This is a genomic window from Photorhabdus viridis, from assembly GCF_040256935.1.
Taxonomy (GTDB): domain Bacteria; phylum Pseudomonadota; class Gammaproteobacteria; order Enterobacterales; family Enterobacteriaceae; genus Photorhabdus; species Photorhabdus viridis.
On record NZ_JBEJZY010000027.1, the window covers coordinates 1 to 24,930 of the forward strand.

The 24,930-nt window shown below is 41.8% G+C and carries 24 protein-coding genes and 3 pseudogenes; 13 read left to right on the forward strand and 14 right to left on the reverse strand.

The annotated features are described in order from the left end of the window. Nucleotides 1–631, forward strand: a pseudogene (locus ABR397_RS12900) (IS630-like element ISPlu3 family transposase); the annotation flags it as partial. An 11-nt stretch (nt 632–642) separates the two neighbouring features. Further along, nucleotides 643–1,144, forward strand: a pseudogene (locus tag ABR397_RS25050) (hypothetical protein); the annotation flags it as partial. Between the two features lie 376 nt (nt 1,145–1,520). On the opposite strand, the gene ABR397_RS12915 reads toward ABR397_RS25050, so the two are convergent. Continuing rightward, nucleotides 1,521–2,384: a helix-turn-helix domain-containing protein gene (locus ABR397_RS12915; protein ID WP_350306089.1), complete on the reverse strand. Its 864-nt coding sequence runs from the start codon at nt 2,382–2,384 to the stop codon at nt 1,521–1,523. A gap of 502 nt (nt 2,385–2,886) precedes the next feature. On the opposite strand from ABR397_RS12915, the gene xthA reads away from it, so the two are divergent. Then, a complete protein-coding gene (gene xthA / locus ABR397_RS12920; protein WP_350306090.1) occupies nt 2,887–3,693 on the forward strand; it encodes an exodeoxyribonuclease III in 807 nt (268 codons plus the stop codon). 56 nt (nt 3,694–3,749) lie between these two features. Here the strand turns inward: xthA and ABR397_RS12925 are convergent, their stop codons facing one another. Genes ABR397_RS12925 through ABR397_RS12935 form a run of 3 tightly spaced genes read right to left on the reverse strand, consistent with a single transcriptional unit; the run spans nt 3,750 to nt 7,291 of the window. Next, the gene (locus ABR397_RS12925) at nt 3,750–5,678 is read right to left on the reverse strand and encodes a DNA topoisomerase III (protein ID WP_350306091.1); all 1,929 of its coding nucleotides are present in this window, start codon (nt 5,676–5,678) and stop codon (nt 3,750–3,752) included. Between the two features lie 5 nt (nt 5,679–5,683). Further along, nucleotides 5,684–6,727, reverse strand: coding sequence for a selenide, water dikinase SelD (selD, locus tag ABR397_RS12930; protein WP_350306092.1), 1,044 nt, complete (start codon nt 6,725–6,727; stop codon nt 5,684–5,686). Between the two features lie 12 nt (nt 6,728–6,739). Then, nucleotides 6,740–7,291, reverse strand: a complete 552-nt coding sequence (locus ABR397_RS12935; RefSeq protein WP_350306093.1) for an NAD(P)H nitroreductase — start codon at nt 7,289–7,291, stop codon at nt 6,740–6,742. Nucleotides 7,292–7,461: 170 nt separating this feature from the next. Between ABR397_RS12935 and sppA the strand changes: the two genes are divergently transcribed. The 3 genes from sppA to pncA all read left to right on the forward strand — a co-directional run bounded on the left by sppA (nt 7,462) and on the right by pncA (nt 11,167). Beyond that, complete coding sequence (gene sppA / locus ABR397_RS12940; protein WP_350306094.1) at nt 7,462–9,327, forward strand: signal peptide peptidase SppA; 1,866 nt, start codon at nt 7,462–7,464, stop codon at nt 9,325–9,327. Nucleotides 9,328–9,496: 169 nt separating this feature from the next. Further along, nucleotides 9,497–10,516 (forward strand): asparaginase, encoded by a 1,020-nt coding sequence (gene ansA / locus ABR397_RS12945; RefSeq protein ID WP_350306095.1) that lies wholly within the window; start codon nt 9,497–9,499, stop codon nt 10,514–10,516. Between the two features lie 12 nt (nt 10,517–10,528). Then, entirely contained in the window at nt 10,529–11,167 is a 639-nt protein-coding gene (gene pncA / locus ABR397_RS12950) for a bifunctional nicotinamidase/pyrazinamidase (protein WP_350306096.1), read from the forward strand. Nucleotides 11,168–11,228: 61 nt separating this feature from the next. Here the strand turns inward: pncA and ABR397_RS12955 are convergent, their stop codons facing one another. Beyond that, on the reverse strand, nt 11,229–11,498 hold the full coding sequence (locus ABR397_RS12955; RefSeq protein ID WP_350306097.1) for a YeaC family protein: 270 nt from the start codon (nt 11,496–11,498) through the stop codon (nt 11,229–11,231). Nucleotides 11,499–11,586: 88 nt separating this feature from the next. Then, on the reverse strand, nt 11,587–11,997 hold the full coding sequence (msrB, locus tag ABR397_RS12960) for a peptide-methionine (R)-S-oxide reductase MsrB (protein WP_350306098.1): 411 nt from the start codon (nt 11,995–11,997) through the stop codon (nt 11,587–11,589). 340 nt (nt 11,998–12,337) lie between these two features. On the opposite strand from msrB, the gene gapA reads away from it, so the two are divergent. Both gapA and ABR397_RS12970 read left to right on the forward strand, forming a co-directional pair. Further along, nucleotides 12,338–13,333: a glyceraldehyde-3-phosphate dehydrogenase gene (gene gapA, locus ABR397_RS12965; protein ID WP_350306099.1), complete on the forward strand. Its 996-nt coding sequence runs from the start codon at nt 12,338–12,340 to the stop codon at nt 13,331–13,333. 91 nt (nt 13,334–13,424) lie between these two features. After that, a pseudogene (locus tag ABR397_RS12970) lies at nt 13,425–13,679 on the forward strand (D-hexose-6-phosphate mutarotase); the annotation flags it as partial. 80 nt (nt 13,680–13,759) lie between these two features. On the opposite strand, the gene ABR397_RS12975 reads toward ABR397_RS12970, so the two are convergent. The 4 genes from ABR397_RS12975 to fadR form a co-directional block, all read right to left on the reverse strand. Beyond that, on the reverse strand, nt 13,760–14,512 hold the full coding sequence (locus ABR397_RS12975; protein ID WP_350306100.1) for a MipA/OmpV family protein: 753 nt from the start codon (nt 14,510–14,512) through the stop codon (nt 13,760–13,762). Between the two features lie 278 nt (nt 14,513–14,790). After that, a complete protein-coding gene (gene dadX, locus ABR397_RS12980; RefSeq protein ID WP_350306101.1) occupies nt 14,791–15,867 on the reverse strand; it encodes a catabolic alanine racemase DadX in 1,077 nt (358 codons plus the stop codon). Between the two features lies 1 nt (nt 15,868). Continuing rightward, the gene (locus ABR397_RS12985; RefSeq protein ID WP_350306102.1) at nt 15,869–17,179 is read right to left on the reverse strand and encodes a D-amino acid dehydrogenase; all 1,311 of its coding nucleotides are present in this window, start codon (nt 17,177–17,179) and stop codon (nt 15,869–15,871) included. A 522-nt stretch (nt 17,180–17,701) separates the two neighbouring features. Beyond that, nucleotides 17,702–18,421: a fatty acid metabolism transcriptional regulator FadR gene (fadR, locus tag ABR397_RS12990; RefSeq protein WP_350306103.1), complete on the reverse strand. Its 720-nt coding sequence runs from the start codon at nt 18,419–18,421 to the stop codon at nt 17,702–17,704. A gap of 222 nt (nt 18,422–18,643) precedes the next feature. Between fadR and nhaB the strand changes: the two genes are divergently transcribed. Beyond that, a complete protein-coding gene (gene nhaB, locus ABR397_RS12995; protein WP_350306104.1) occupies nt 18,644–20,191 on the forward strand; it encodes a sodium/proton antiporter NhaB in 1,548 nt (515 codons plus the stop codon). Nucleotides 20,192–20,371: 180 nt separating this feature from the next. Further along, nucleotides 20,372–20,881: a disulfide bond formation protein DsbB gene (dsbB, locus tag ABR397_RS13000; protein ID WP_350306105.1), complete on the forward strand. Its 510-nt coding sequence runs from the start codon at nt 20,372–20,374 to the stop codon at nt 20,879–20,881. Nucleotides 20,882–21,143: 262 nt separating this feature from the next. Here dsbB and ABR397_RS13005 read toward each other — a convergent pair whose 3' ends face one another. From ABR397_RS13005 to ABR397_RS13020, 4 genes are all read right to left on the reverse strand, one after another. Next, nucleotides 21,144–21,551: a type II toxin-antitoxin system HicB family antitoxin gene (locus tag ABR397_RS13005; protein ID WP_350306106.1), complete on the reverse strand. Its 408-nt coding sequence runs from the start codon at nt 21,549–21,551 to the stop codon at nt 21,144–21,146. A 53-nt stretch (nt 21,552–21,604) separates the two neighbouring features. Then, entirely contained in the window at nt 21,605–21,781 is a 177-nt protein-coding gene (locus ABR397_RS13010) for a type II toxin-antitoxin system HicA family toxin (protein WP_350306107.1), read from the reverse strand. A gap of 134 nt (nt 21,782–21,915) precedes the next feature. Next, nucleotides 21,916–22,221, reverse strand: a complete 306-nt coding sequence (locus ABR397_RS13015) for a putative hemolysin (protein ID WP_350306108.1) — start codon at nt 22,219–22,221, stop codon at nt 21,916–21,918. Nucleotides 22,222–22,269: 48 nt separating this feature from the next. Then, nucleotides 22,270–22,602, reverse strand: a complete 333-nt coding sequence (locus ABR397_RS13020; protein WP_021325552.1) for a DMT family transporter — start codon at nt 22,600–22,602, stop codon at nt 22,270–22,272. A gap of 437 nt (nt 22,603–23,039) precedes the next feature. Here ABR397_RS13020 and ABR397_RS13025 point away from each other — a divergent pair, with 437 nt between their 5' ends. From ABR397_RS13025 to ABR397_RS13035, 3 genes are all read left to right on the forward strand, one after another. Continuing rightward, nucleotides 23,040–23,966, forward strand: coding sequence for a hypothetical protein (locus ABR397_RS13025; protein WP_350306109.1), 927 nt, complete (start codon nt 23,040–23,042; stop codon nt 23,964–23,966). A 76-nt stretch (nt 23,967–24,042) separates the two neighbouring features. After that, entirely contained in the window at nt 24,043–24,447 is a 405-nt protein-coding gene (locus ABR397_RS13030) for a hypothetical protein (protein WP_350306110.1), read from the forward strand. 41 nt (nt 24,448–24,488) lie between these two features. Further along, nucleotides 24,489–24,914 carry a hypothetical protein gene (locus tag ABR397_RS13035; protein WP_350306111.1) on the forward strand — a complete coding sequence of 142 codons (426 nt, stop codon included), beginning with the start codon at nt 24,489–24,491 and terminating at the stop codon, nt 24,912–24,914. Nucleotides 24,915–24,930: the final 16 nt, after the last annotated feature.

The window sequence follows — 24,930 nt, forward strand, 5'->3', positions numbered from 1 at the left end:
ACCTTGTGGCGTCCCTCATAAATTCGACGCAGAAAAACAGCGACAATTTATTGAATATTATGAGAATCTTAAAGTCACAGCGAAAGACGAACCCATCCTTTTTCTTGACGCTGTTCACCCGACTCAAGGCACCAAACTCAGTTATGGCTGGATGCGAAAAGGCGAGAAAAAAACCGTCAAGACAACAGGAAGCCGGACTCGCCTGAATATATTGGGCGCGCTCAACCTGAATGCCATTGGTCGTACGGTGTTCCAGGAATATCAAACCCTCAATGACTACAATATTTGCTGTTTTTTCAATGAAATAAGAAAGTCTTATCCTGACTATCATCAAAAAATTCATCTTATTGTGGATGGGGCGGGTTACAACAAAGCTCATCTTGTTAAGGAGTGGGCTTATGTTAGCAATATTGAATTACATTACCTTCCGCCATACAGCCCAAATTTAAACCCGATAGAACGATTATGGAAGGTCATGAATGAGCAGGTTCGAAATAACCGTTATTTCGCTGATAAACATGAATTTCGAGACAACGTCTTCAAATTTTTCACCACAACGCTACCGGATATAGCGGACTCGCTGATGTCTAGAATTAACGACCATTTTCAGGTGCTAAAAACTGCATCTTGAAGTTTCTTGGGTATATCCAGATTCAGGATCGCTTTTTTGAGAAGGATGCCCGCTATATCCCATTTTATCTTCAACAGAACTCGAAATATCAAGGTGGTTTAGTTGCGCAAGTTGATAATCCCGGTGAAAATAAAGAACAAGGTTATGGCTGGGTTGCTATTCAAAACATCCTACGGGGTGCAATACGTTAACTTCTGTCCATGTGAACGGAATAACGATCATCAATACATGTCCCGGCCATTTAATTTCGCGTCGAAAAATAAGATCGGCCTAGGGGGCCCTGATATCTTGCCATATCAATCCGCACAGATGAAAAACACCTATCCCTTTTTCAACCGTTACAAAGGCAAGCTGGATTTATTCGCGATGGCAGTCCAAGAACCAAATCTGACCTACACTAACCCAAAAACCAAAAAACCCTTCACTCGGGAGGAGTTTGCTGATTTCACTGAAAACTACCTGGGGGCGAACATCATTTTTTGGAACACGGCAACGCCGTGGCTGAAACAATAAGGCAAGGTTGTGGTAAAAGAGGGGATCACCAGGAAAGGCTGTAGCCATCCTGAAAGCCTGAAGCCGGGAGAACCCCGGCTTAGAAATCATGTATCACTTATCTCTATGATTACATGGCACTCACATGCAGGATGTTTTGCACTTCGAATAAGGCTCGAATTAAGCAAAGCAAAATAACAGCGTAGTGCTTATAGTGTGTTAGTCCAAAAGGCGAGGAAACAGTCTATCTTTCCCTACCACCATAAAAAATTATTCTAGGTATAACAAAAAATAATAAATATAATTTTATCATCTGGGTACAATGAAAATTTTCTATCATCATCTCCGCAAAACAACAACGCGGAGCTTACAATAATCTACTCCGCGTAGAATAAATTTAACTCATATCATTTACTGAATCGATAAAACGATTAAGTACACTTGAATGTGATTTAGACTTATAAATATAACAGTGGTTTGCTGCACCCGGTTTTTCAATAGGAACAAAACTTAAAGCATCACCTCCTTCCAATTCATCAGGATGAGAATCTGTAATGAAAATATAGTCTCTTGAATAAATGAAATTCATGCAGCACCCCATATTATCCATCTGGCGCATATTCACTTTGCCACCACTTTGAATAACTTCTTCTTCCAAGTTTTTAATGAAACTGCTTTTATAAAGCACAGGATCACATAACCAAGTATTATTTTTTAGTAATTGCATTACATCACCGCCAGCAATATCTAATAACTCTTTTCGGCAGCAAATTCCCAATTCTGGTCCTTTTATTTTACGAATAAGACTAAAACGGTCACTTAGTATCTTTTCTGAGCTCATAATGAGGGTGTTGCCGTCATAATCCACTATTTCTTCAATGTTATCATAACTAAACCGGAATATATTTACTTGGGAGCTATTTCTATCAGCTGCCTTATATAAATAAATTAGGTGTTTGTTTTTCCCCCAATCGTAATAAATATTAACTATGTTACATATACTACCACTGATATGTTTTTTAGTTATTTCTTTTTCTTGTAAATAAAGATCTTTAAGATCATTATATAATTCTAAACCATCTTTAGTCAGACTCATCCCAAATTTCTCCCTTTTGAAAAGGCGCTTCCCTAATGTTGCTTCGAAGTCTTTGATTGATTTAGCTACTGGAGGAGTTGTACGGTTCATCACTCTTGCCGCTTTACTTAAAGAACCATTTTCCACCACTGCCATGAATGCTTCTAATTTACGAGAAAAAAACATAATTCACCGTTCCTATATAACTTGTGGCTAAAATAATTTCTTTGAAATAGCCTTCACCAAATGACAGCTAAATCAGTTCGATACTGTGAAGGCGTAAATTTTGTACAAAAAAAACAAATACTTCTCAAACATATACCACATAAAAAAAGCTTATGTTCAATACATAGGTGGCTCAATAAACTCTATTATTCATGTTTATCATGGTTCAAAAATTAATCTTAACCAATCAACCATTAGAAAATATAAACATTACTAACGAGCTCAATTTTCTATCAAAGATTAGGATAGGGTTCTACATTTTTCAGTAATCAATTTTTGTAACACTAGAGATAAAAACGGTCTAACCTCAGTGTTTTCTCACCATAAATTATTATATTTTTCACAATTAATTATAATATTAGGGGTTCCGTTACTATTTCGTCCTAACCATTGTCAATAGTTACTTTTTAAGATCCATCTGTTATTATTGTTCTTGTGTCTTTTCACTGGATGGCTGTAAAAGATGAAATTTATCTCTTTTAATATTAATGGATTACGTGCCCGCCCCCATCAGTTAGCTGCGATCGTCGAGCAACATCAACCCGATGTTATCGGCCTACAGGAAACAAAAGTTCATGATGAGGCGTTTCCTTTAGAAGAAGTGAGTAAACTTGGCTATCATGTGTTTTATTACGGTCAGAAAGCCCATTACGGCGTTGCTCTGTTAACACGCCAGAATCCTGTTGTTGTGCGCTGTGGTTTTCCTGGGGACGATGAAGATGCCCAGCGCCGTATTATCATGGCTGATATAGAAACCCCACACGGGCTATTGACAGTCATTAATGGCTATTTTCCACAGGGAGAAAGCCGTGACCATCCAGTGAAATTTCCTGCAAAAGAGAAATTTTATCAGGACCTGCAAAGCTATCTGGAACAAAATTTATCGCCTCAATCGCAAGTGCTTATCATGGGGGATATGAATATCAGTCCAACGGATCTGGATATCGGCATTGGTGAAAACAACCAAAAACGCTGGTTAAAAACAGGTAAATGTTCTTTCCTGCCAGAAGAGAGAGATTGGATGGATCGCCTGAAAAGTTGGGGTTTGGTTGATACATTCAGGAATCTGAATCCTGAATGTAACGACCAATTTTCTTGGTTTGATTATCGATCAAAAGGGTTTGATGATAATCGTGGGCTACGTATAGATTTACTTCTTGCTAGTCACCCCTTAGCGGAGCGCTGTATTGCGACAGGTATTGATTATAAAATCCGTGAAATGGAAAAACCGTCAGATCATGCGCCTGTCTGGGTAGAATTTGAAATGTGATATTCTGTTAACGCCGAATATCAACCATTTTTTTAAAATAACGTAGCAATTGCGCCCTACGGCGCAGCTGCTTTAGCATTTTTTGTCGATTTTGTTTTTTTCCCCTTTTTCTCTTTAACCGGAACCGGAGGCAAATCACGAAAAGCTTTTAAATTACGGTTCTGTTTAGCCTGCCAAATTAATTGCTGCAATGTCTCCTCAAGCGGCCCCATGAAATCTTGATAACGGAACTGTTTTTCGCTGATTTGCGTTAACCGGGACTCCCAATGGGCTGTCATATCCGGTAAAGCAGCCATATCAGGTAATACATGAATAAGGGCCCTACCCGCAGGCGTTGCATGAATATGACGCCCTTTTTTATAAAGAAACTCCCGTTTAAACAACAGTTCGATAATGCCGGCTCGTGTTGCTTCAGTTCCCAGCCCATCCGTCGCACGAAGGACTTTTTTCAATTCCTTATCCTGCACAAAACGAGCAATCCCCGTCATAGCAGAGAGGATAGTTGCATCTGTAAATGGCTTTGGCGGTTGAGTTTGGCGCTCTACCACCTCTCCCCTTTCACACAATAATTCATCACCCTTAGCAACAACCGGTAATGGCGTTCCGTCGTTTTCTTCATCACGCTCTTTATTGCCAAGCAATATGCGCCAACCTGCCTCAGCAAGAAAACGCGCTTTAGCAATAAATTTGCCGCCAGCAATTTCCAATTCAATAATACATTTACGGAATATGGCATCTGGGAAAAATTGCATCAAATATTGTCTGGCAACCAAACCATAAATATTAGCCTCGTTGTCTGTCAGATTTATATGGTTACTTCGTGCCGTAGGAATAATTGCATGGTGGGCATCAACCTTTTTATCATCCCAGCAACGATTCTTTCTGTCTGTTTCCAGTAATGCTTGCGGCAACAGATTTGTTGTATGAACAGATATTGCATTAAGCACCGCATGGCGCCCGGCAAAGTGCTCTTCAGGCAAATAACGGCAATCAGAACGGGGATAAGTAATCAACTTATGCGTTTCATATAATCGCTGGCAAATATCCAGCACTTGCTGCGCATTCAGGCCAAAACGTTTAGCGGCTTCAATCTGCAACGAAGATAATGAAAACGGCAAAGGAGCAACTTCAGATTCCCGTTTATCCTGATAAGATGTCACATAGGCCGGCTGGCCGGTGATTTTGGCAACAACATGTTCAGCCAGAGGCCTGTGTATCAATCGCCCTTCTTCATCCAGAAAATCAATACAAGATTCACTTGGCTGCCAGAGCGCGGTAAAACGCTCATCCTTTGGCGTCACAATATGCGCTTTCACCTCAAAGAAATCTTTTGGTACGAAATGCTCAATCTCTTCATCCCGGCGAACTACTAACCCCAGCACAGGAGTCTGAACCCGCCCGACAGATAATACACCCTGATACCCCGCATTGCGTCCAAGCAAGGTATAAGCCCGGGTCATGTTAATACCATACAACCAATCAGCCCTAGCTCTGGCGAGAGCGGAAACACATAGCGGGATAAAATCCCGGTTATCTCTTAACCTGTCAATAGCTCTGGTAACCGCTTGTGGATTTAGATCACTTATCAGGCAACGGCGAACATTTTTTCGCTTTTCACCATCCAATTTCAAAAAATCCAGAACCTCATCCACCAGCAGTTGCCCTTCACGATCCGGGTCGCCCGCATGGACCACTTCCTCTGCTTTTCCCAGCAACTCCCGGATGACGTTAAGCTGTTTCGCCACAGAAGGCCGCGGTTTTAACTGCCATTTCTCCGGAATGATAGGAAGATCAACTAGTGACCAACGAGCGAAACGACTGTCATAAGCATCAGGTTCCGCCTGCTCCAATAAGTGCCCAATACACCAGGTCACAAACTGGTTATTCCCACAAGCAATAAAGCCATCGCCACGGCGATGCGGTTTCGGTAAAACATCAGCAATCGCCCTGGCCAGGCTTGGTTTTTCTGCAATAAAAAGCCGCATGGATATTATTCATTAACCTCAATCAGCACTCTGCCTGACTGTTGCTCAGACAACTCACCAATTGCGGTCAGTTCAATGCCATGACATCGTGCAATCATTTTCACTTCATCTGTCGCTTCTGGCAGAACGGCCAACAACAGGCCGCCTGATGTTTGCGGATCACATAACAGGTTACGCTGAAGCGCTGTCATTTCACCAATAAGATGACCATAACTGTCAAAATTACGCCCAGTGCCTCCCGGAACACACCCTTTTTCAATATAAGATTCCACTTCCGGCAGTTTAGGAATTTTTGCAAAATGGAGAGTTGCCCGGACACCCGATCCTTGACAAATTTCACTCAAATGCCCTAACAGACCAAACCCGGTCACATCAGTCATTGCTGTAACACCCGCAACTTCGGCAAAATCAACCCCCGGTTTATTTAGGCGGCACATGGTTGCTACCGAGACGCCCTGATGCTCAGGCAACAACAAGCTTTTTTTCTCCGCCGTAGTCAATACCCCAATGCCAAGCGGCTTTGTCAGAAATAGCTGGCTACCGGCTTTCGCTGCACTGTTCCGTTTCACCCGATCAATATTAACGATACCGGTTACAGCCAGACCAAAAATAGGCTCAGGCGCATCAATAGAATGTCCTCCCGCCAGTGAAATTCCTGCGTCTTTACAAACAGCCCGGCCACCTTCAATCACCTTGCGGGCAATTTCCGGCGCCAGTTTATCCATCGGCCATCCCAGAATCGCTATCGCCATAATGGGCTTACCGCCCATTGCATAAATATCGCTGATAGCATTTGTCGCGGCAATCCGTCCAAAATCAAACGGGTCATCAACGATCGGCATGAAGAAATCGGTCGTACTAATGATGCCCGTACCATTGCCAATATCATAAACCGCCGCATCATCACGCGTTTCATTACCCACCAGTAAGTGAGGATCAAGAAATTTTTCCTGCTCACTATGCAGAATGGTTTCCAAAACTTTCGGTGAAATTTTACAACCGCACCCAGCACCGTGACTGTACTGGGTAAGGCGAACTTCTGTTGACATAACAGACTCCGGTCAGAAGTAGCTGACAAAACTAGTCATATCTGGCGTGGCAACGTTGCCCGGCGCTTTCAAAACAGGCGTTCCAAGGTAGAGAAAACCTACTACCTTGTCATGCTCATTACAACCCAGACCAGTACGCACCGTATCATCATCAGTCCATGAACCCGTACGCCAGATACCACCAAACCCTTGCGCCACTGCCGCCATTTGCATCGCGTGCACCGCGCAGCCGGCAGAAACCACCTGTTCCCATTCCGGTATCTTGGCATTCTCCATCACCTTTGCCAGAACAGCGATAATTAATGGCGCACGATAAGGCGCGCTTTTGGCTTTTTCTTCCGCTTCAACCCCCAGATTACTGTCAACGGCAGCTTGGTGGAGTAATTGACTAAACCGATCAATACCCTCATCCTGCATGACAATAAAGTGCCACGGCCGTAATGCGCCATGATCTGGCGCTCTCATTCCCGCAGCCAGAATATTCTGTAATGCTTCACCTTGAGGCGCCGGTGTTGTCAAACGTGATGCTGAACGTCGGTTCAACAAGAGCTCTAATGCTTTCATATTTTTTCTCCTGAATAAGCTATTTTGTTATAAGCTAACATTTTCTGTTTATTTGTTAACGAATAAAAGCCCAAAAGCGGCCTTTTCGGACAATTTGACACTATTTGAAGCTGACATTTATATGTCTGGTCATTAGGATAGCCCTACTTGATCCTATCTTTGGAGATGATATGCGTATTTTATGGAAGTGGGTCGCAAGATTATTTAAATGGAGTTGGCGACTGCTGAATTTTGTTCGGGAAGTTATTTCAAACCTGATTTTTATCCTGATTATCCTGGTGATTGCTGGGGGCTTTATGCTTTATCAACAGCCTAATAAAGCGGTGGACAGTTATCGGGGAGCCTTGTATGTCAATCTCACTGGTGTTGTTGTGGATCAAGTTTCCAGCCGTAACCCATTGAATCAATTGGGACGTGAACTGTTTGGTTCATCCGGCAATAAATTACAGGAGAATTCTCTGTTTGATATTGTGGATACCATTCGTCAGGCAAAAACCGATAACAAAATCACAGGACTGGTGCTGAAACTTGACGATTTCATCGGCGCTGACCAGCCATCGATGCAGTATATCGGTAAAGCGATTAATGAGTTTAAAACCTCAGGCAAACCCGTTTACGCGATCAGTGATAACTACAACCAGCCTCAATATTATCTGGCCACTTTTGCCGATAAAATTTATCTGTCGCCACAAGGTGCGGTTGGTCTTTATGGTTATTCGACCAATAACCTCTATTACAAATCCCTACTGGATTCGCTGAAAGTCACCACACATATTTTCCGGGTCGGGACGTATAAATCAGCCGTCGAACCGGTTATGCGCGATGATATGTCTCCGGCGGCACGGGAAGCTGACAGCCGTTGGGTCAACGGTCTTTGGCACAACTACCTCAATACTATCGCCGCTAACCGCAAACTTTCTGTTCATCAGGTATTCCCAGGCGCGGATGAGATAATTGCCGGCCTGCGTACTGTCGGCGGCGACAATGCCCAATATGCACTTAAACGCAAACTGATCGATTATGTCGCTCCACGCAATATCATTGAAAGTGAAATGACAAAAGCTTTTGGCTGGGATGAGAAAAACCGACATTTCAATGCCATCAGTATTTATGATTACGCGCCACAATTGCTGGCAAATAAATCATCATCCAAGGGCAATATTGCCGTTATTATAGCGCAGGGCGCGATCGTTGATGGTCAACAGGTTCCAGGAATGGTTGGCGGTGATACAACCGCCGCTCAGATCCGTCAAGCGCGTTTGGATAATAATATCAAAGCCGTTATTCTGCGGGTAAACAGTCCTGGAGGCAGCGTTAGCGCTTCCGATGTTATCCGCACCGAACTGGCCGCTCTGCGTGCAGCGAATAAGCCGGTCGTTGTTTCTATGGGTGGAATGGCTGCATCCGGTGGTTACTGGATCTCCACCCCCGCAAATTACATCATTGCAAACCAAAGTACGTTGACCGGTTCTATTGGTATCTTCGGTGTCATTGCCACTTATGAAAACAGTCTGGATCATATTGGTATCCACACTGACGGCGTTTCCACAACACCACTGGCGGGTATTTCTGTCACTAAAGGGCTTAGTAAAGAGTTCTCAGAGCTGATGCAGCTTAATATTGAAAACGGCTATAAGAACTTTATTGACCTTGTTGCTGACTCACGCAATAAGACATCAGAAGAGGTCGATAACATTGCTCAGGGGCATGTGTGGATTGGTAATGACGCTAAAACCAATGGATTGGTCGACCAATTAGGTGATTTCGACAACGCGGTTGTCAAAGCAGCTGAATTGGCAAAATTAGATCATCCTGAACTTGATTGGATGCAGCCGGAAATGTCATTCAGTGAGTTGCTGATGAGCCAACTGACGGCAACCACTCAAGCTATCGTGCCGGAAGCGATTCAGGCATGGCTGCCCGCACCATTGACGCCGGTCACTCAGGCAGTAAAACAGCAAGCTGAGTTCTATCGCCATTTGAATGATCCACAAAATCGTTATGCTTTCTGTTTAAACTGCGGAGATATTCGTTAAAAAACCATCATAATACATGACATTAGCAGAAACATGCCGCTGAAATTCCCCGGTATGATCCTGGTGATAACGTAATTAATGACGTTTTTAGCCTGACAGATACCCTGCCAGGCTTTTTTTATTTTGTAATACTCCTATAATCCAGTTGATCTTTTTACGAGGTACAGTCATGCAGAAGAAATCTATTTATGTCGTCTATACTGGCGGAACAATTGGGATGCAACGCTCATCTCAGGGATATATTCCCATTTCCGGGCATTTACAGCGCCAGCTCACCAAAATGCCCGAATTCCACCGGTCTGAAATGCCGACATTCACCATCCGTGAGCATCAACCACTGATTGATTCTTCTGATATGACCCCAGAAGACTGGCAACTCATCGCTGATGATATCCGGAAAAATTACGATGATTATGATGGTTTTGTGATCCTGCATGGCACGGACACGATGGCATTTACCGCATCCGCTCTCTCTTTTATGTTTGAGAATCTGGGTAAACCGGTGATTGTGACAGGATCACAAATCCCACTGGAAGCACTGCGCTCTGACGGGCAGACAAACTTGCTGAATGCGCTTTATCTTGCCGCTAACTACCCCGTTAATGAGGTCAGCCTGTTTTTCAATAATAAATTGTTCCGTGGGAACCGGACGGTCAAAGCACATGCAGACGGTTTTGATGCCTTTGCCTCACCAAACTGTTCCCCATTGATGGAAGCGGGTATTAACATCAAAACCTTCAATACAGGTCCGGCCCCTGCCAATCATGGTGAATTTATCACTCATCAGATCACCCATCAGCCTATTGGCGTGATAACCATTTATCCCGGCCTTTCCAGTCAAGTTGTGAACAATATTTTAATGCAACCGGTTAAAGCCTTAATCCTGCGCTCATATGGCGTCGGCAACGCGCCGCAGCATCCAGACTTATTGAAAGAGCTAACACAGGCAACAGAGAGAGGGATTGTGGTTGTCAATCTAACCCAGTGCATTTCTGGCAGGGTAAACATGGATGGTTACGCAACCGGTCATGCTCTGGCTGAAGCCGGTGTTATCAGTGGCTACGATATGACCTTTGAAGCAACTTTAACTAAGTTGCACTATTTACTCAGTCAACCCTATAGCAGTGAAAAAATTCGTTATTTAATGCAACAAAATTTACGTGGTGAATTAAGTTATGTCGATAAATAATCCGAGAAAGAGATGAAAACAGCCCTATTACTCATTGATCTACAGAACGATTTCTGTACTAGCGGTGCATTAGCCGTAAAAGAGAGTGAGCACGTCATTGATGTTGCAAATCAGGCAATTGATATCTGTCTGAAACACAATATCAGCATTATTGCCACTCAAGACTGGCACCCTGCTGAACATATGAGCTTCGCAGTTAACTCCGGTCAGAAGATCGGCGATATCGGTATACTGAACGGTATTCCGCAAGTATGGTGGCCGGAACACTGTGTTCAGGGGCAACATGGCGCTGATTTCCATCCACAACTGAACAAGCAGGCCATTATTGAGATTTTCTACAAAGGCGAAAATCCACAGATCGACAGCTACAGCGCTTTCTTTGATAACGGTCACCAGAGTAAAACCCAGCTTGACGACTGGTTGCAAACAGAACAAATTGAACGCCTGTTTATTATTGGTATCGCCACTGATTATTGTGTGAAGTTTACCGCGCTGGATGCGCTGGCATTAGGTTATGAAACCTGGGTAATCACTGATGGTTGTCGGGGGGTTAACCTCAATCCAGGTGACAGCCAATCCGCATTCAAAGAGATAAAAACGCAAGGCGCGATCCTGATAGAACTTGCCCAGTTAGAAAGCGCCCTTTTCTGATACCAATCAAGACCAGGCTGAGTTCAACAAACTCAGCCTTTTCATCGCCATCTTGCGAAGATTATGGCTTAAATGTTGCCACCATTTCAGACTGAAAGGCCGCTTTCAGTTCTTGTTTACTCTTCATCACCAACTGACCATCAGTACCGATTGTCATATGCTCAGGTTCATGGTTGTGCTTTGCTTGCCATAGCATAATCATTTGCAGGCTATTTTCTTTCTGCTCTACAGTTAGAGGCACGCCATCCTGCCATTTACCCAGTTCGACTGCCTGAACCAGGCGTTGATATATTTCTGGCGTCATTACAGATAACAGATCATCCAGTTCCATTGATATTTCCTCATTATTATTTTTCAGAATTAGCTGAAACGATTTTTCTTACATAAATTAACAGCGATGCCGTCAATGATAAAAATGTCTAACCTGTTGTTTTCTCACCTGTATTTTCATCAGTAAAACTTAACGCAGCCGAGTTGATACAAAAACGTTCTCCTGTTGGTTTCGGACCATCAGGGAACACATGCCCCAAATGAGCGTCACAATGGCGGCAACGAACTTCAATACGCTGCATATTATAACTATTATCATCAAGATACAGTATCGCATCATTGCTGACAGGCTGGTAAAAACTCGGCCAGCCACAGCCAGAATCAAATTTAGTATCAGACATAAATAACGGCTGCCCACAGCACAGACAATGATACACGCCACTTTTTTTATTATGTAGCAATTTCCCCGAAAATGGCGGTTCCGTCCCTGCATACTGGGTAACATGACGCTGAATATCAGTAAGCTCTGTATAAAGGGAAACATCAGGATTTTTAGCCATAACGACCACCTTAATAAGACTCATGTTTTCAATAAAATCAAATGATAATAACAAAAGATTAACATTGCATCAGTGGAATTTATTTTAAGCGGTTAATTGAAGATGTTTATCCTACTATTTGTGATGTGACTCGCATATCTAACCGATTAACTTTCAATATCTGTCTATGCCCCGATAATGATGGGCGGATCGATTGCTGGTACCGTATAGAAAGCGTCTGAATGGTGTACTCAAGGTCGATGTTTTTCGACTATTGACACGATTCCGCTTGACGGCTGGCAAGGTTTTGGTAACTTTAGTAATAATTTTTAATTCACTAAAAAATAGCTGGTGGAACACTATGACTATCAAAGTAGGTATCAACGGTTTTGGTCGTATTGGCCGTATTGTTTTCCGTGCTGCACAAGAACGTTCAGACATCGAAATCGTCGCAATCAACGATTTGCTGGATGCAAAATACATGGCTTACATGCTGAAATACGATTCAACTCACGGCCGCTTCAAAGGAACTGTTGAAGTAGAAGACGGTCACCTGGTTGTTAACGGTAAAACTATCCGTGTTACAGCAGAAAGAGATCCAGCTAACCTGAAATGGAATGAAGTGGGCGTTGATGTTGTTGCAGAAGCAACAGGTATCTTCCTGACTGATGAAACTGCACGTAAGCACATTATCGCAGGTGCAAAAAAAGTGGTTCTGACCGGCCCATCCAAAGATGACACGCCGATGTTTGTTATGGGAGTTAACCACAAAGCTTACGCAGGCCAGGACATCGTTTCCAATGCCTCCTGCACCACTAACTGTCTGGCGCCGCTGGCTAAAGTTATCAATGACAAATTCGGCATCGTCGAAGGTTTGATGACCACTGTTCACGCAACCACTGCGACGCAGAAAACAGTGGATGGCCCTTCTGCAAAAGATTGGCGCGGCGGCCGTGGCGCCGCTCAGAACATCATTCCATCTTCTACCGGTGCGGCTAAAGCAGTAGGTAAAGTTATCCCTGAGCTGAACGGTAAACTGACGGGTATGTCTTTCCGTGTTCCTACTCCTAACGTCTCTGTTGTCGACCTGACTGTACGTCTGGAAAAACCAGCCACCTATCAGCAAATCTGTGATGCCATCAAAGACGCGGCTGAAGGCGAACTGAAAGGCGTTCTGGGTTACACCGAAGATGACGTTGTATCTAACGATTTCAATGGCGAAAAACTGACTTCTGTATTTGATGCAAAAGCCGGTATCGCCCTGAATGACAACTTTGTGAAGCTGGTTTCCTGGTATGACAACGAAACAGGTTATTCTAATAAAGTTCTGGATCTCATCACTCACATCTCTAAATAACTGAGTCATCACCTTGCCTGAAAAGAGCTGCCTTTCTGGCGGCTCTTTTGTTTTAATCTGTTTATAACATGCGTTATGGAAGCCTATGGTGATTATCAGGCAACCTGCGCCCTGCACACTTATCTCACTGAAACGGACAATTGAAATTCACCATTACCATCACAGTGATGTTGTATGCTGGAATCCCGGTGCTAAATTATCGAATAATATGAAAGACATGTGTGATGAAGGTTACAAAAATATGATTTGTGTAGAAACAGCTCGTATCAATAAACCGTTAATTGCCAAAAATGATAGCCCAGCCCGCATTTCGGTTGTCATTCGTTGCCGGAAAGACCATCAGTAAATATCTCAAAAAAAACCACAAAAAAGACTGAATACAATTCGATGAATTCAGTCTCTATCCGGTATTATCGTTTCGGGTAATTAAAAACTATATGTAATACCTGTCCAGACAATACTTGAATATGATTTATTAACCATTGGGCTATCTTTAATTTCAGACGGTAGCCATTCAACGCGCCCCATCATAAATGCAGACCATGTCTGGTTAAATTCATAATTGGCAGATAATTCCAGGTAAGGAGTCCAACTATCACCTGGAGTATATTTTTCCAACCCGCTACGATGTGATTCACGCTCTTTAATACCATATTCGTAACGATTTTGTTTTTTACTATTCCAGACCACGCCTAACCCTGGTTGTAATGACAAGCTCCCTATTTCAAAGTCATATAAATAAGCCAAGTCAACCGTGATCCCTTTACTGTTACTTAAAGTATCCGCTGCAAAAGAACTGCGTAACGTTCCCCAATCTTCAATATGACTATAACTAAAACCACCCATCATGGTATCGCGACGTTTATCCAGCTTTTTCAGCTGCTTATCTTCATTGTCTTTTGGGCTGAAACTTTGAGGATAATAATACACATCCAAAGATAATTTATCTTTCGGTTCGTTCCACAAATAATACCCAGCAGCTAAAGTATGAAAATAGAAATTGTCAGTTTCATAATTAACCATTGGAACAGGTGACACTTTATCTTCACTCTTTACTCCCTTATAAGGGGGCGACTGAGCCAGAACAGATACGCCAACTGACCACTGCCCTGCATAAACTACCGATGAAGAAAAACAAAAAGTGATGGCTGCCGCTAGAACTTTTGCTTTGTTGATCATTATTAACTATTTCCTATAAAACAATTATGCGATTAGCTATTATAAAGTGTAAGTGTAAAAGATCATCTCCCTTATTTCCAAGAATAACATAGTATTTTTGTCCAAAAAGCACTATATGTCTAAATTATGCTTAATTTTCTTAACGAAAACATACAGATTATATGTGAAGAACAGATATATTAATTTAGAGAAATCGATAACTTATTTTCTGAATAATACCAGAAATAAATTATTATTTATCACTCCCCCAATCAGAGTAAAACCGTCCTGCCAAGTATTTAACGACATAGAGATACCGGGACCCGATCCGCCAGTGCACACAACAATTCATAACCAATCGTTCCAAGGATCTCTGCCACATCATCCACCGGCAGGTTTTGCCCCCACAATTCGACAGGGCTGCCAATTTGGGCCTGCGGGCAAGGCGTCAAATCTACTGACAACATATCCATTGATACTGCCCCTAACACCTGAGTTCTGACGCCATCGACAATAACCGGTGTTCCGGTCATTGCTCTGCGGGGGTAACCATCAGCATAACCACAGGCAACAGTACCGACTCTCATAGGGCCTGATGCGGTATATTTACTGCCATAACCGATCTTTTCCCCAGCCTTGAGATGCTGAATGGCAATAATCTCACTTTGCAGACTCATCACGGCTTTCAACCCAATATCCGCAATATCTTTCCACTTTCCACTGGGAGAAGCGCCATAAAGCACAATACCGGGACGTACCCAATCTCTGTGAGTTTGCGGATACCACAGAGAAGCGGCTGAATTAGCCAAACATTGAGCAATATCCAAGCCCTGACTGACTGAATTAATAATGTTAAATTGTTCAGTAACGCCAATTTCCTTATTATCTGCATTCGCAAAATGCGACATCAACGTTATTCGTCCAATTTGCCGGATACTCCTTGCCAGCGATAAAACCTCTTTATATTGATCCGCAGGGAAACCCAATCGATTCATGCCGCTGTTTAATTTTAGATAAATATCGATTGGCCTGCTCAAATTGGCCATCTCGATTGCTTTAAGTTGCCAATGACTGTGTACCACTGTTATCAACTGATATTGATCAATTACCGACAAATCTTCTGGTTTGAAAAAACCCTCCAACAGCAAGATAGGCCGTTGCCAACCCTGTTCCCGCAATAAAATTGCCTCATTAAAATCAAGTAAGGCAAATCCATCTGTCTGATCGAGATACCGCCATAGACAACGCAGGCCATGCCCATAAGCATTTGCTTTAACTACAGCCCAGATTTTGCTATTACCGACCCTATTACGAATAATAGCCAAGTTATTCTTCAACGCATCAAGATGGATCGTTGCCGAAATCGGACGTGGCATATCAGCCCCTCAGTTCAATGTGCAATTGATGGCCTAACGGCCTAAATTTCTTATTAAAACCATTAACATAACGGAATACTGACAAATCATCAGAGGCAATGGAAGGCTTCTTACCTGAAATAAGATCCGCCAGTAGCTGACTGGAACCACATGCCATTGTCCACCCTAATGTGCCGTGCCCTGTATTGAGGTAGAGATTGTTATATTCAGTCGGACCAACAATGGGAGTACCATCTGGTGTCATGGGCCGTAAGCCCGTCCAGAAATTAGCCTGAGCAATATCGCCCCCCCCCGGGTAGAGATCCTGCACGACCATTTTCAGTGTTTCACAACGTGCTTTAGGCACATTCAAATTGAAGCCCGCAACTTCTGCCATGCCGCCAACACGAATACGATTGTCAAACCGGGTAATCGCAATTTTGTATGTTTCATCCAACGTAGTCGAAACCGGAGCCCGTTCTGCATCTACGATAGGCATAGTTAATGAATAACCTTTCAATGGATATACCGGGATTTTGACAATACCATTCAACAGTTCAGTGGAATAAGCTCCCATCGCAACAACATAGCTGTCTGCCGTCATGACGCCATCTTCACACTGGACGCCCGTAATACGGCAGCCTTCCACCAGCAACTGTTTGACCTGTTTATTAAACAGAAACGTGACGCCAGCCGCTTCTGCCATTTTTGCCAATTCTTTGGTAAAAAGCTGACAATCCCCTGTTTCATCGTTTGGTAATTGTAAGCCTCCCGTCAATTTGTGAGCGACACGGGCCAATGCCGGTTCAACTGTCGCCAACTTATCTGGCGTTAACAGGTTATAAGGCACACCTTCTTGTTCAAGAACCGCGATGTCATTCATCGCATTATCAAACTGTTTATTGGTGCGGAATAATTGAAGAGTGCCCCTCTGGCGACCTTCATATTGAATACCGGTATCTTCCCTTAACTGTTTGATACAGTCACGGCTGTACTCTGCCAGCCGTACCATCCGGCTTTTATTGATTGCATAGTGACTTGCATCACAATTGAGCAGCATCTGCCACATCCAGCGCAATTGAAACAGCGAACCATCAGGGCGGATAGACAGCGGAGCATGACGTTGAAACATCCATTTAATGGCTTTCAGTGGAATACCTGGCGCTCCCCACGGTGTCGCATATCCCGGCGAGATCTGACCGGCATTCGCCGCGCTGGTTTCCTGCGCCGCACTTCCCTGACGATCAATAACGGTTACTTCATGACCTTGCTGTACCAAATACCAGGCACTGGTTACACCAATAACGCCACTACCTAAAACAAGGATTTTCATCATGGTCCCCTGATGATTAAAAATTTAGCTAAGCATAATATGCTGTCTAAAAAAAACCAATATAGGACAATCATCGGTAACATCAATAATCTAAATTTATGATTTAGATCACAATAACATTACATTTATGCAACAAGAATATTTGTTGCTTATACACAAGCAATTTACAAAAACTGATACTAAGATGATGAAATTAAAATAAAAATCAAGATTTATATCGCATGCTAATTATTGAATATTCAGTAATTATTCTTATTTTTTCAGCGAAAAATGATGAATCAATTAAACAACCACAAGATACCAATAACCATCAATTAATCAAAATAAAAATTCAATAAAAATCCACAATTCCGGAATAATATTCTGAAATTTATATATTGATGATTGCCTTGAGATGAGGGGAAAAAAGAAACAAAATTCCCGGGGCAGCGCATTCTGCCCCGGGTCAGCTCAAAATAGTTTTGATTTGAAACTAATGAATTGGATTAAGACTTGGCATTAAGTAAAAATACTAACGAGATATCAACGACAAACTTCAGCTAAATCACTTGGCATCGTACTTTGCATACTGTGCCAAATGATACCGCTCTCTTTACCATAATTACGTACACATTCCATGACCTTATCATAGGATTTATCCCGGCATAATATCGCCAGTTGCTGATAAAAGTTTAATGCCAATTTGCGGGCCTCAGGATTAGAGAAGTAATAACGCCCTACACGGGTATACAACCCTCTCAACCCATTGATAATAAGGCCGTAAATTGGATTGTCTGAAGCAAAAGCCAAACCACGGAAAATATCATAATCCAGAGCGCTGAAAGACTCTGAGTTATCTTCCACATTCTCTTTTTTTGCCAACACTTCCAATGACTGACTTGGATTATGCCTAAAAGCTGTGCGAATAAATATTGCGGCAATATTCGTTCTCACTGCCAGTAAATTATCAATTAACTCAGGAACGCGATCGTGATCAAGACGAGCCAGTGTTTCTAAAATATTAAGACCTGATGTTTCCCAAAAGTTATTCACTTTTGTTGGCTTGCCATGCTGAATAGTTAACCAACCATCGCGTGCCAAACGCTGCAATACCTCACGCAGGGTAGTCCTTGTTACACCAATCAACTCAGATAATTCACGTTCTGCCGGAAGAATAGAGCCAGGAGGAAAACGACCATTCCATATACTCTCAATAATATACTCTTCCGCAAAACCTGCGGGACTTTGAGCCTTAATGACCATATTTTTGTTATTCCAACGTGAATTTTTCAACTAATAATAGATGAAATTATATCAGAATGCGCTCCTCCAATATAGCTGTCTAGTCTAGAAACCACAAAAACGGTCACGAAAAAAACACACAAATTGTTTAACTGTGCCTCATCTCCCTTAAAATATTTTGTATTAAAGCGTACTATTGTTTAGAGAACACAACTTTACGAATTTAGAGGAATTTTAATTACCATGGAAACCAATATCCGGAAAGCGGCGATAAAAAACTTTCTCGGTAACTCGCCGAATTGGTATAAGTTGGCTATCATTGCTTTTCTTATCATCAACCCACTTGTATTCTTCACCATCAACCCATTTGTTGCCGGCTGGCTGCTGGTTGTCGAATTCATCTTTACTTTGGCAATGGCGCTTAAATGTTACCCGTTACAACCCGGTGGCCTGTTGGCCATTGAAGCGGTCATTATCGGTATGACCTCACCTCAACAAATTGGTCATGAAATTGCTAATAACCTGGAAGTTGTTCTGCTGCTGATATTTATGGTTGCAGGGATTTACTTCATGAAGCAGTTATTATTATTTGCGTTCACTAAACTTCTTCTATCCATAAAATCCAAACGGATGCTTGCCTTGGCATTTTGTTTAGCCAGTGCATTCCTCTCGGCATTTCTTGATGCCCTGACAGTTATCGCGGTAGTTATTAGTGTTTCCCTTGGCTTCTATTCTATCTATAACAATTTTATCTCTGATCAGCATGATGCGCTGAAACCGAATAATGATCGTCATATTGATGCAGAGGAAAGGAAACAAACGCTCGCACAGTTTCGTGCTTTTTTACGTAGCCTGATGATGCATGCCGGTTTAGGGACTGCGCTCGGTGGTGTGATGACCATGGTGGGAGAACCCCAAAATTTGATTATCGCCAAAAGTGTTGGCTGGGATTTTGTCACCTTCTTTATTCGCATGGCCCCGGTTACCTTGCCTGTTTTTATCTGTGGACTGCTGGTCTGTTTTCTGGTCGAACACTTTAAGTTATTCGGTTATGGTGCAGAATTGCCGGAGCGCGTTCGGCAAGTACTGGAAAATTATGATAAAAAAACCAGCGCAAAACGAACCCACCAGGAAAAAGCGCAGCTTATCGCTCAGGCGTTGATTGGCCTATGGTTAATTATCGCTCTGGCATTTCATTTAGCAGAGGTTGGTCTGATCGGTCTGTCAGTTATCATTCTGACTACCTCTTTTTGCGGTATCACGGAAGAACACGCGCTGGGCAAAGCGTTTGAAGAGGCATTACCATTCACGGCATTATTAACGGTCTTCTTTTCCATTGTTGCAGTGATAGTTGACCAACAACTGTTTACGCCATTTATTCAGTTCGTCTTGCAATCTTCAGAAACTTCTCAGCTTTCTCTGTTCTATCTGTTTAATGGCATGCTCTCAGCCGTGTCAGATAACGTGTTTGTTGGTACGGTTTATATCAATGAAGCCAAGGCTGCTATGCAAGAAGGGTTGATTTCACATAAACAATATGAATATCTGGCTGTTGCCATTAATACCGGTACGAACCTGCCTTCTGTTGCAACCCCCAACGGACAAGCCGCCTTCCTGTTCCTGCTGACCTCAACGTTATCACCCTTAATCCGTCTGTCTTATGGTCGAATGGTCATGATGGCATTGCCCTATACCATCGTGATGACGCTGGTCGGTTTATTATGTGTAGAGTTTCTGTTAGTTCCGATGACTGACATCATGGTTCATTGGGGTTTAATCGCTTTGCCATAACCAACAATAAATTTATTTCATAACGTTATTACCCATGCCGAATTGAGCGCTGATTATGCTCAATCCGGCTTTATTTTTTACCCGAAAAAACAGATTTACTTTAATTGACTTTTTTTGTTGCACTTTAGGCGGCAAAATAGGCGTTCGATTATTTATCTTATTCTGCATGGAAAAAAGGACATGATGCGCTTTTTAAACCACTATTCCCAAGGACGAAACGCATGGCTGTTAATGACGTTTACTGCCTTGATACTGGAAGGTTCAGCCTTATATTTTCAACACGTGATGAAATTACAGCCCTGTGTGATGTGTATTTATGAGCGGGTTGCTCTGTTTGGTGTGTTAGGCGCGGGATTACTGGGTGCGATCGCACCAAAAACACCGTTACGTTGGTTGGCTATTATTTTGTGGATCTACAGTGCCTGGCGTGGCCTGCAATTGGCATGGGAACATACTATGATCCAGTTATATCCTTCCCCATTTAATACTTGTGATTTTTTTGTAAACTTTCCCTCATGGCTGGCATTAAACCAGTGGATCCCTTCGGTGTTTGAAGCCTCCGGTGACTGTTCAGCAAGACAATGGCAATTTCTATCATTAGAGATGCCACAATGGTTAATCGGTATTTTTGCCGCTTATCTGGTTGTTGCTGTATTAGTATTGATCAGCCAATTTTTTAATCGTAAATAATGCCCCATTCAAAAGCTAAAACCGTTGGCTGGTGAATCAAATATACTCGCAGAATCATGCCTAAAGGTGCCTACCACAGTAATCCCAACGGCATGTTCCTGCTCATAACAGACAGTTGCCTGATTTGCTTTAAAAATCCAGATTTCAGGCTTCTTGTCTATGAGTTTCCCGTTGGGGTTTTAATCCCGTTTAACGGGTGTAAGAAAAGAAAAAGGCCACGCAATACGCAGCCTGTGAATAACAATATGATACGAAATGATTGTCAAGTGATGGCAAGATCCAATCTCTTACCAAGAACATTTAACGCGTTCTCTACAGTGTCAATTTTCGTGCTGTGGCGTAAAGAAACTATGCGCTGAACATCTTGCGGACGTGTTCCTAATTTTCTCGCCAGCTCTGCATTACTCGTTTTTGTTTGCAGCATTGCATTTAACAACAACACCTTCGCTGCAACACTTGCCGGAACATCAACAAAGGCTTCACCTTCACTAGAAGGCATTGGCACCTCACGCTGATCATCAAAATAAAAATCAAACGCAGTGACAAGAGCATCCCGCGCCATTTTTAGCGCTTCTTCTCTTGTTTCACCCCCGGTTAACGCTTCGGGAATATCGGGAAACATGGCCGCCCATCCCGTTTCATCGTGTTCAAATTTCACCGGATATCGCATAGTGTATTTAGTCAAGCGCAGCGAATAATCGGCCCATTTTTGGGCCAGTTTTATTATTTAATGCCAAGTTGTTTCAGTATCAATTTCCTCAATGGTTCGGGGATCTCTTTACTGGGATGCCGTGGCATTGTTGTTTGCTTGCCATTCAGGAAAATCTTCAGATGATTTGTACCATCTTTAAATTCTGCTCCCTGAGATCTCAGCCATCTACGAAATTCGCTTTGCTTCACTACCTCCTCTCCTGTTGTTTAACTTAAAACAAAAATAAACATTTTTGTTTATAAAAACAAGAGAACATAAACATTTTTGCTTACATTATCGATGAAAGAGTATACAACAAAGCAAAAAGCCCGCTCGTCCGACTTTAAATGGGTGCGCAAGAACCTTGCAATAACGCCCTTTCATCACAACGTTTGCCATTCACTAACTGACAAACCGGTGTTTTTGTACCATTTAATTGTACGGCTAATGCAGGTGTACCACCTGCATAAACACAAGTTGCTCTGGCATCAATTCCAAGACCAATTTCTGGCTGAGAATATTGTATCGCCTGATATTGGACAACTGTTTTCCCTGTTTGGCTACTACAGCCAGCCAATAAAGTAAAATTAAAGAGTAGCGCTCCTAGAAAAACTTTATTGAATCCCTTCTTATCGTCGATATTTAACATATCTCTTCTCCGAAAAACAATTCAGGGAAAACCATGCAGCATCATTAATTAATGTGCACTGCTGTCAGAAAGCAAATTTATTACCATAACGCCCGCAATAATAAGCGCCATACCTAACATAGCCGCCCAATCCAACTTCTGCTGATATAAAAATATCGCCGCAACAGAAACCAGCACAATACCAAGGCCAGACCATATCGCGTAGGCAACTCCCAATGGCACAACTTTAACTACATGAGATAATGCCCAGAAAGCAATGCCATATCCAACAATGACCAGTATAGAAGGGAATAATTTACTAAACCCATCGGAAGCTTTTAATGAAGCGGTTGCCACAACCTCAGCAACAATTGCCATTGCTAAATATACAAATCCATTCATAACTTGACTCTCTATAACAAAAAAACATAAATTGAACAACGCTAATAGACAGAAACGGGCTGAATCTATCACAAATTCTGGTAAGAGTAACGTAACAAAAATGATATATTTCGCTCCCTAAATCCAATTTGGATATTATTTACAGCATGCCCGCAGAAGTATCCTGATGACAGGAAGATCGTTGGAAAGATTCTACAAGAAATATGGAAAAGTGCTAATGATAGCTTCCAGTTTTGCGATTCAGACCAAAATCATTCAGCACGAGAACCTTTACCATCACTTGGGAAAATATAGCATCAGGGAATTAAGCGCCGATATATTTATAAATTAAAAATAATCCTATTATCTGATTAGGCGATCATTGTGGAACTAAAAGAAACTTATACTGTCTGAATTCGAGCAATCTTATTTCAACACGCTTTGAGGGGTAAAATAGTATGGAGAGGAATATTCAACCCGGTTTCTGTGTAGTACAACAACCTGGAGGATTAAGTTTTCAGGTAAGCTTGCTGTTCAGCCATTCGAATAGCAAAGCGGCCCGGTATTTTATGGAGTTGAATGCCGATAACCGGTATCTGAAACCGGGACAGATTCTACTTGTTGCCGATCCCGATTCTTATAATCCTCCGCATATAATGCAGCTATTAAAGCAATCCCAGTATGAAATAAACCAATCCGTTTCGACCTTGCCTAATGAATATGCCGCATTTTTGCATCGTCATTTTGGTCTGTTTCACTTTTTGCTGGATCAGGGAGGAACGCTTATCGGCACCACTTCATCACTGGGTGGAAGCTATTTTTCTGAAATTAATAAAAACCTGTCAAAGTTACAGTCTCTTTATGAGAAAGAATATAGCTTAAATGGGCTAAATCGGAAGTATGCCAGCCCCGATTTTTATCTAGAAAGACAGAAGATTATGGGTAACTTAAAGAGACTATTGAATAAGATTGGACGACTTTCTTTAAAAATCGAAGAACACCCTAACTTAAAACATGCGCTAAAGTTGTCAACTAAAGCCATTGCTCATCAATGGGATAAAGCAGGGATTGGGGCAATAAAAGGATATAGTCAAACAATTATCCAAGGTGAAAAAATGGCTAAATGGATGAAGTACGGTGGCCGTATTGCGATCGGATTGGACTTTGTTGATACCACCGGACAGGTTATTGATGCCTGTAATTACGGACAATCAGGAAAATGTGAAAAAGTGGCAGTTAAGGAATATAGTAAATTTGCTGGTAGAACAGGAGGGGGAATGCTTGGAGGATATATGGGCAGTATAGGAGCAGGGGCCGCATGTATTGCTCTTGGGGCTGCAACGGGGGGTTTAGTTGCAGGACTCTGCATAGTTGGGGCGGTTTAGCGGGTGGGGCCATAGGTAGCTATACACTTGACAATACTATGGGATTCCTTGCAGATATGTTTATAGGAGATTAATGATGAATATATTAGATTTAATCACAATTATTTCCGTTATTTTTTTCTTCTTATTTTTAATTATATCAATAGCTATTTATAAAATAAATCAAAAAAAAATGGATAAAATTATTGAATCATATATTAGCGAAGGGCTTTATTTGTCAGCAGGCGTAAAATTAGGCCGGTTCTTAGGCGTTCATGGTCAATTTCAGGTTGCTGTGTTTTTCTATAAATTACTAACTGGTAAGAGAATGAGAATAAATGAAAAAGATAGCAAATACATGTACCAGAAATCTTATGATTTCATTCAAAACTTACCCTCTAATTTAACTCATTGGATAAAAATATATTTCATCACTATTAATATAAGTGGAGCCTTCTTCTTTATATTAATGGCAATATACTTATTTAAAACATACGATTAATTTTAAACTGAAATCTGTTAGATATTCAATAGGATATTAATATGAATAGAATCACTTTTATCATTTTACTTATTTCTTGTATTTCTTTTTTTCTTTTTCTTGCTATATCAATAATTATTTACAAAATAAATCAAAAGAAAATGGATAAAATTATTGAATTATATATAGAAAAAGGATTTTGTTTGTCATCAGGAGCATATATGGGTCATCTTATGGGTATTCATGGTCAATTTTATCCTGCCGTATTTTTCTATAGGCTATTAACAGGAAAAAGAATAAAAATAAGAATAAATAGACCTGACATTAAATATATGCCACAAGAATCTTATGATTTTATTCAAAGTTTACCTTCTAGTTTAACTCACTGGATAAAAATATATTTCATTACCATTAATATAAGTTTTGCATTCTTCTTTATATCATTAATAACGAGTTTATGTCACAAATACTCTTATCTTTTAAACTAACAACCAAACCCAACTA

Bases quoted from the DNA above. Each gene is read 5' to 3' on its own strand.
- ABR397_RS13015 (WP_350306108.1), bottom strand. From the start codon at position 22,221: ATGTTAAATATCGACGATAAGAAGGGATTCAATAAAGTTTTTCTAGGA.
- dadX (WP_350306101.1), bottom strand. From the start codon at position 15,867: ATGCCACGTCCGATTTCGGCAACGATCCATCTTGATGCGTTGAAGAAT.
- xthA (WP_350306090.1), top strand. From the start codon at position 2,887: ATGAAATTTATCTCTTTTAATATTAATGGATTACGTGCCCGCCCCCAT.
- ABR397_RS12925 (WP_350306091.1), bottom strand. From the start codon at position 5,678: ATGCGGCTTTTTATTGCAGAAAAACCAAGCCTGGCCAGGGCGATTGCT.
- ABR397_RS13025 (WP_350306109.1), top strand. From the start codon at position 23,040: ATGGAGAGGAATATTCAACCCGGTTTCTGTGTAGTACAACAACCTGGA.
- sppA (WP_350306094.1), top strand. From the start codon at position 7,462: ATGCGTATTTTATGGAAGTGGGTCGCAAGATTATTTAAATGGAGTTGG.
- nhaB (WP_350306104.1), top strand. From the start codon at position 18,644: ATGGAAACCAATATCCGGAAAGCGGCGATAAAAAACTTTCTCGGTAAC.
- ABR397_RS13035 (WP_350306111.1), top strand. From the start codon at position 24,489: ATGAATAGAATCACTTTTATCATTTTACTTATTTCTTGTATTTCTTTT.
- selD (WP_350306092.1), bottom strand. From the start codon at position 6,727: ATGTCAACAGAAGTTCGCCTTACCCAGTACAGTCACGGTGCTGGGTGC.
- dsbB (WP_350306105.1), top strand. From the start codon at position 20,372: ATGATGCGCTTTTTAAACCACTATTCCCAAGGACGAAACGCATGGCTG.
- fadR (WP_350306103.1), bottom strand. From the start codon at position 18,421: ATGGTCATTAAGGCTCAAAGTCCCGCAGGTTTTGCGGAAGAGTATATT.
- ABR397_RS13030 (WP_350306110.1), top strand. From the start codon at position 24,043: ATGAATATATTAGATTTAATCACAATTATTTCCGTTATTTTTTTCTTC.
- ansA (WP_350306095.1), top strand. From the start codon at position 9,497: ATGCAGAAGAAATCTATTTATGTCGTCTATACTGGCGGAACAATTGGG.
- ABR397_RS13005 (WP_350306106.1), bottom strand. From the start codon at position 21,551: ATGCGATATCCGGTGAAATTTGAACACGATGAAACGGGATGGGCGGCC.
- ABR397_RS12955 (WP_350306097.1), bottom strand. From the start codon at position 11,498: ATGGAACTGGATGATCTGTTATCTGTAATGACGCCAGAAATATATCAA.
- ABR397_RS13020 (WP_021325552.1), bottom strand. From the start codon at position 22,602: ATGAATGGATTTGTATATTTAGCAATGGCAATTGTTGCTGAGGTTGTG.
- pncA (WP_350306096.1), top strand. From the start codon at position 10,529: ATGAAAACAGCCCTATTACTCATTGATCTACAGAACGATTTCTGTACT.
- ABR397_RS12975 (WP_350306100.1), bottom strand. From the start codon at position 14,512: ATGATCAACAAAGCAAAAGTTCTAGCGGCAGCCATCACTTTTTGTTTT.
- ABR397_RS12915 (WP_350306089.1), bottom strand. From the start codon at position 2,384: ATGTTTTTTTCTCGTAAATTAGAAGCATTCATGGCAGTGGTGGAAAAT.
- ABR397_RS12985 (WP_350306102.1), bottom strand. From the start codon at position 17,179: ATGAAAATCCTTGTTTTAGGTAGTGGCGTTATTGGTGTAACCAGTGCC.
- gapA (WP_350306099.1), top strand. From the start codon at position 12,338: ATGACTATCAAAGTAGGTATCAACGGTTTTGGTCGTATTGGCCGTATT.
- ABR397_RS12935 (WP_350306093.1), bottom strand. From the start codon at position 7,291: ATGAAAGCATTAGAGCTCTTGTTGAACCGACGTTCAGCATCACGTTTG.
- msrB (WP_350306098.1), bottom strand. From the start codon at position 11,997: ATGGCTAAAAATCCTGATGTTTCCCTTTATACAGAGCTTACTGATATT.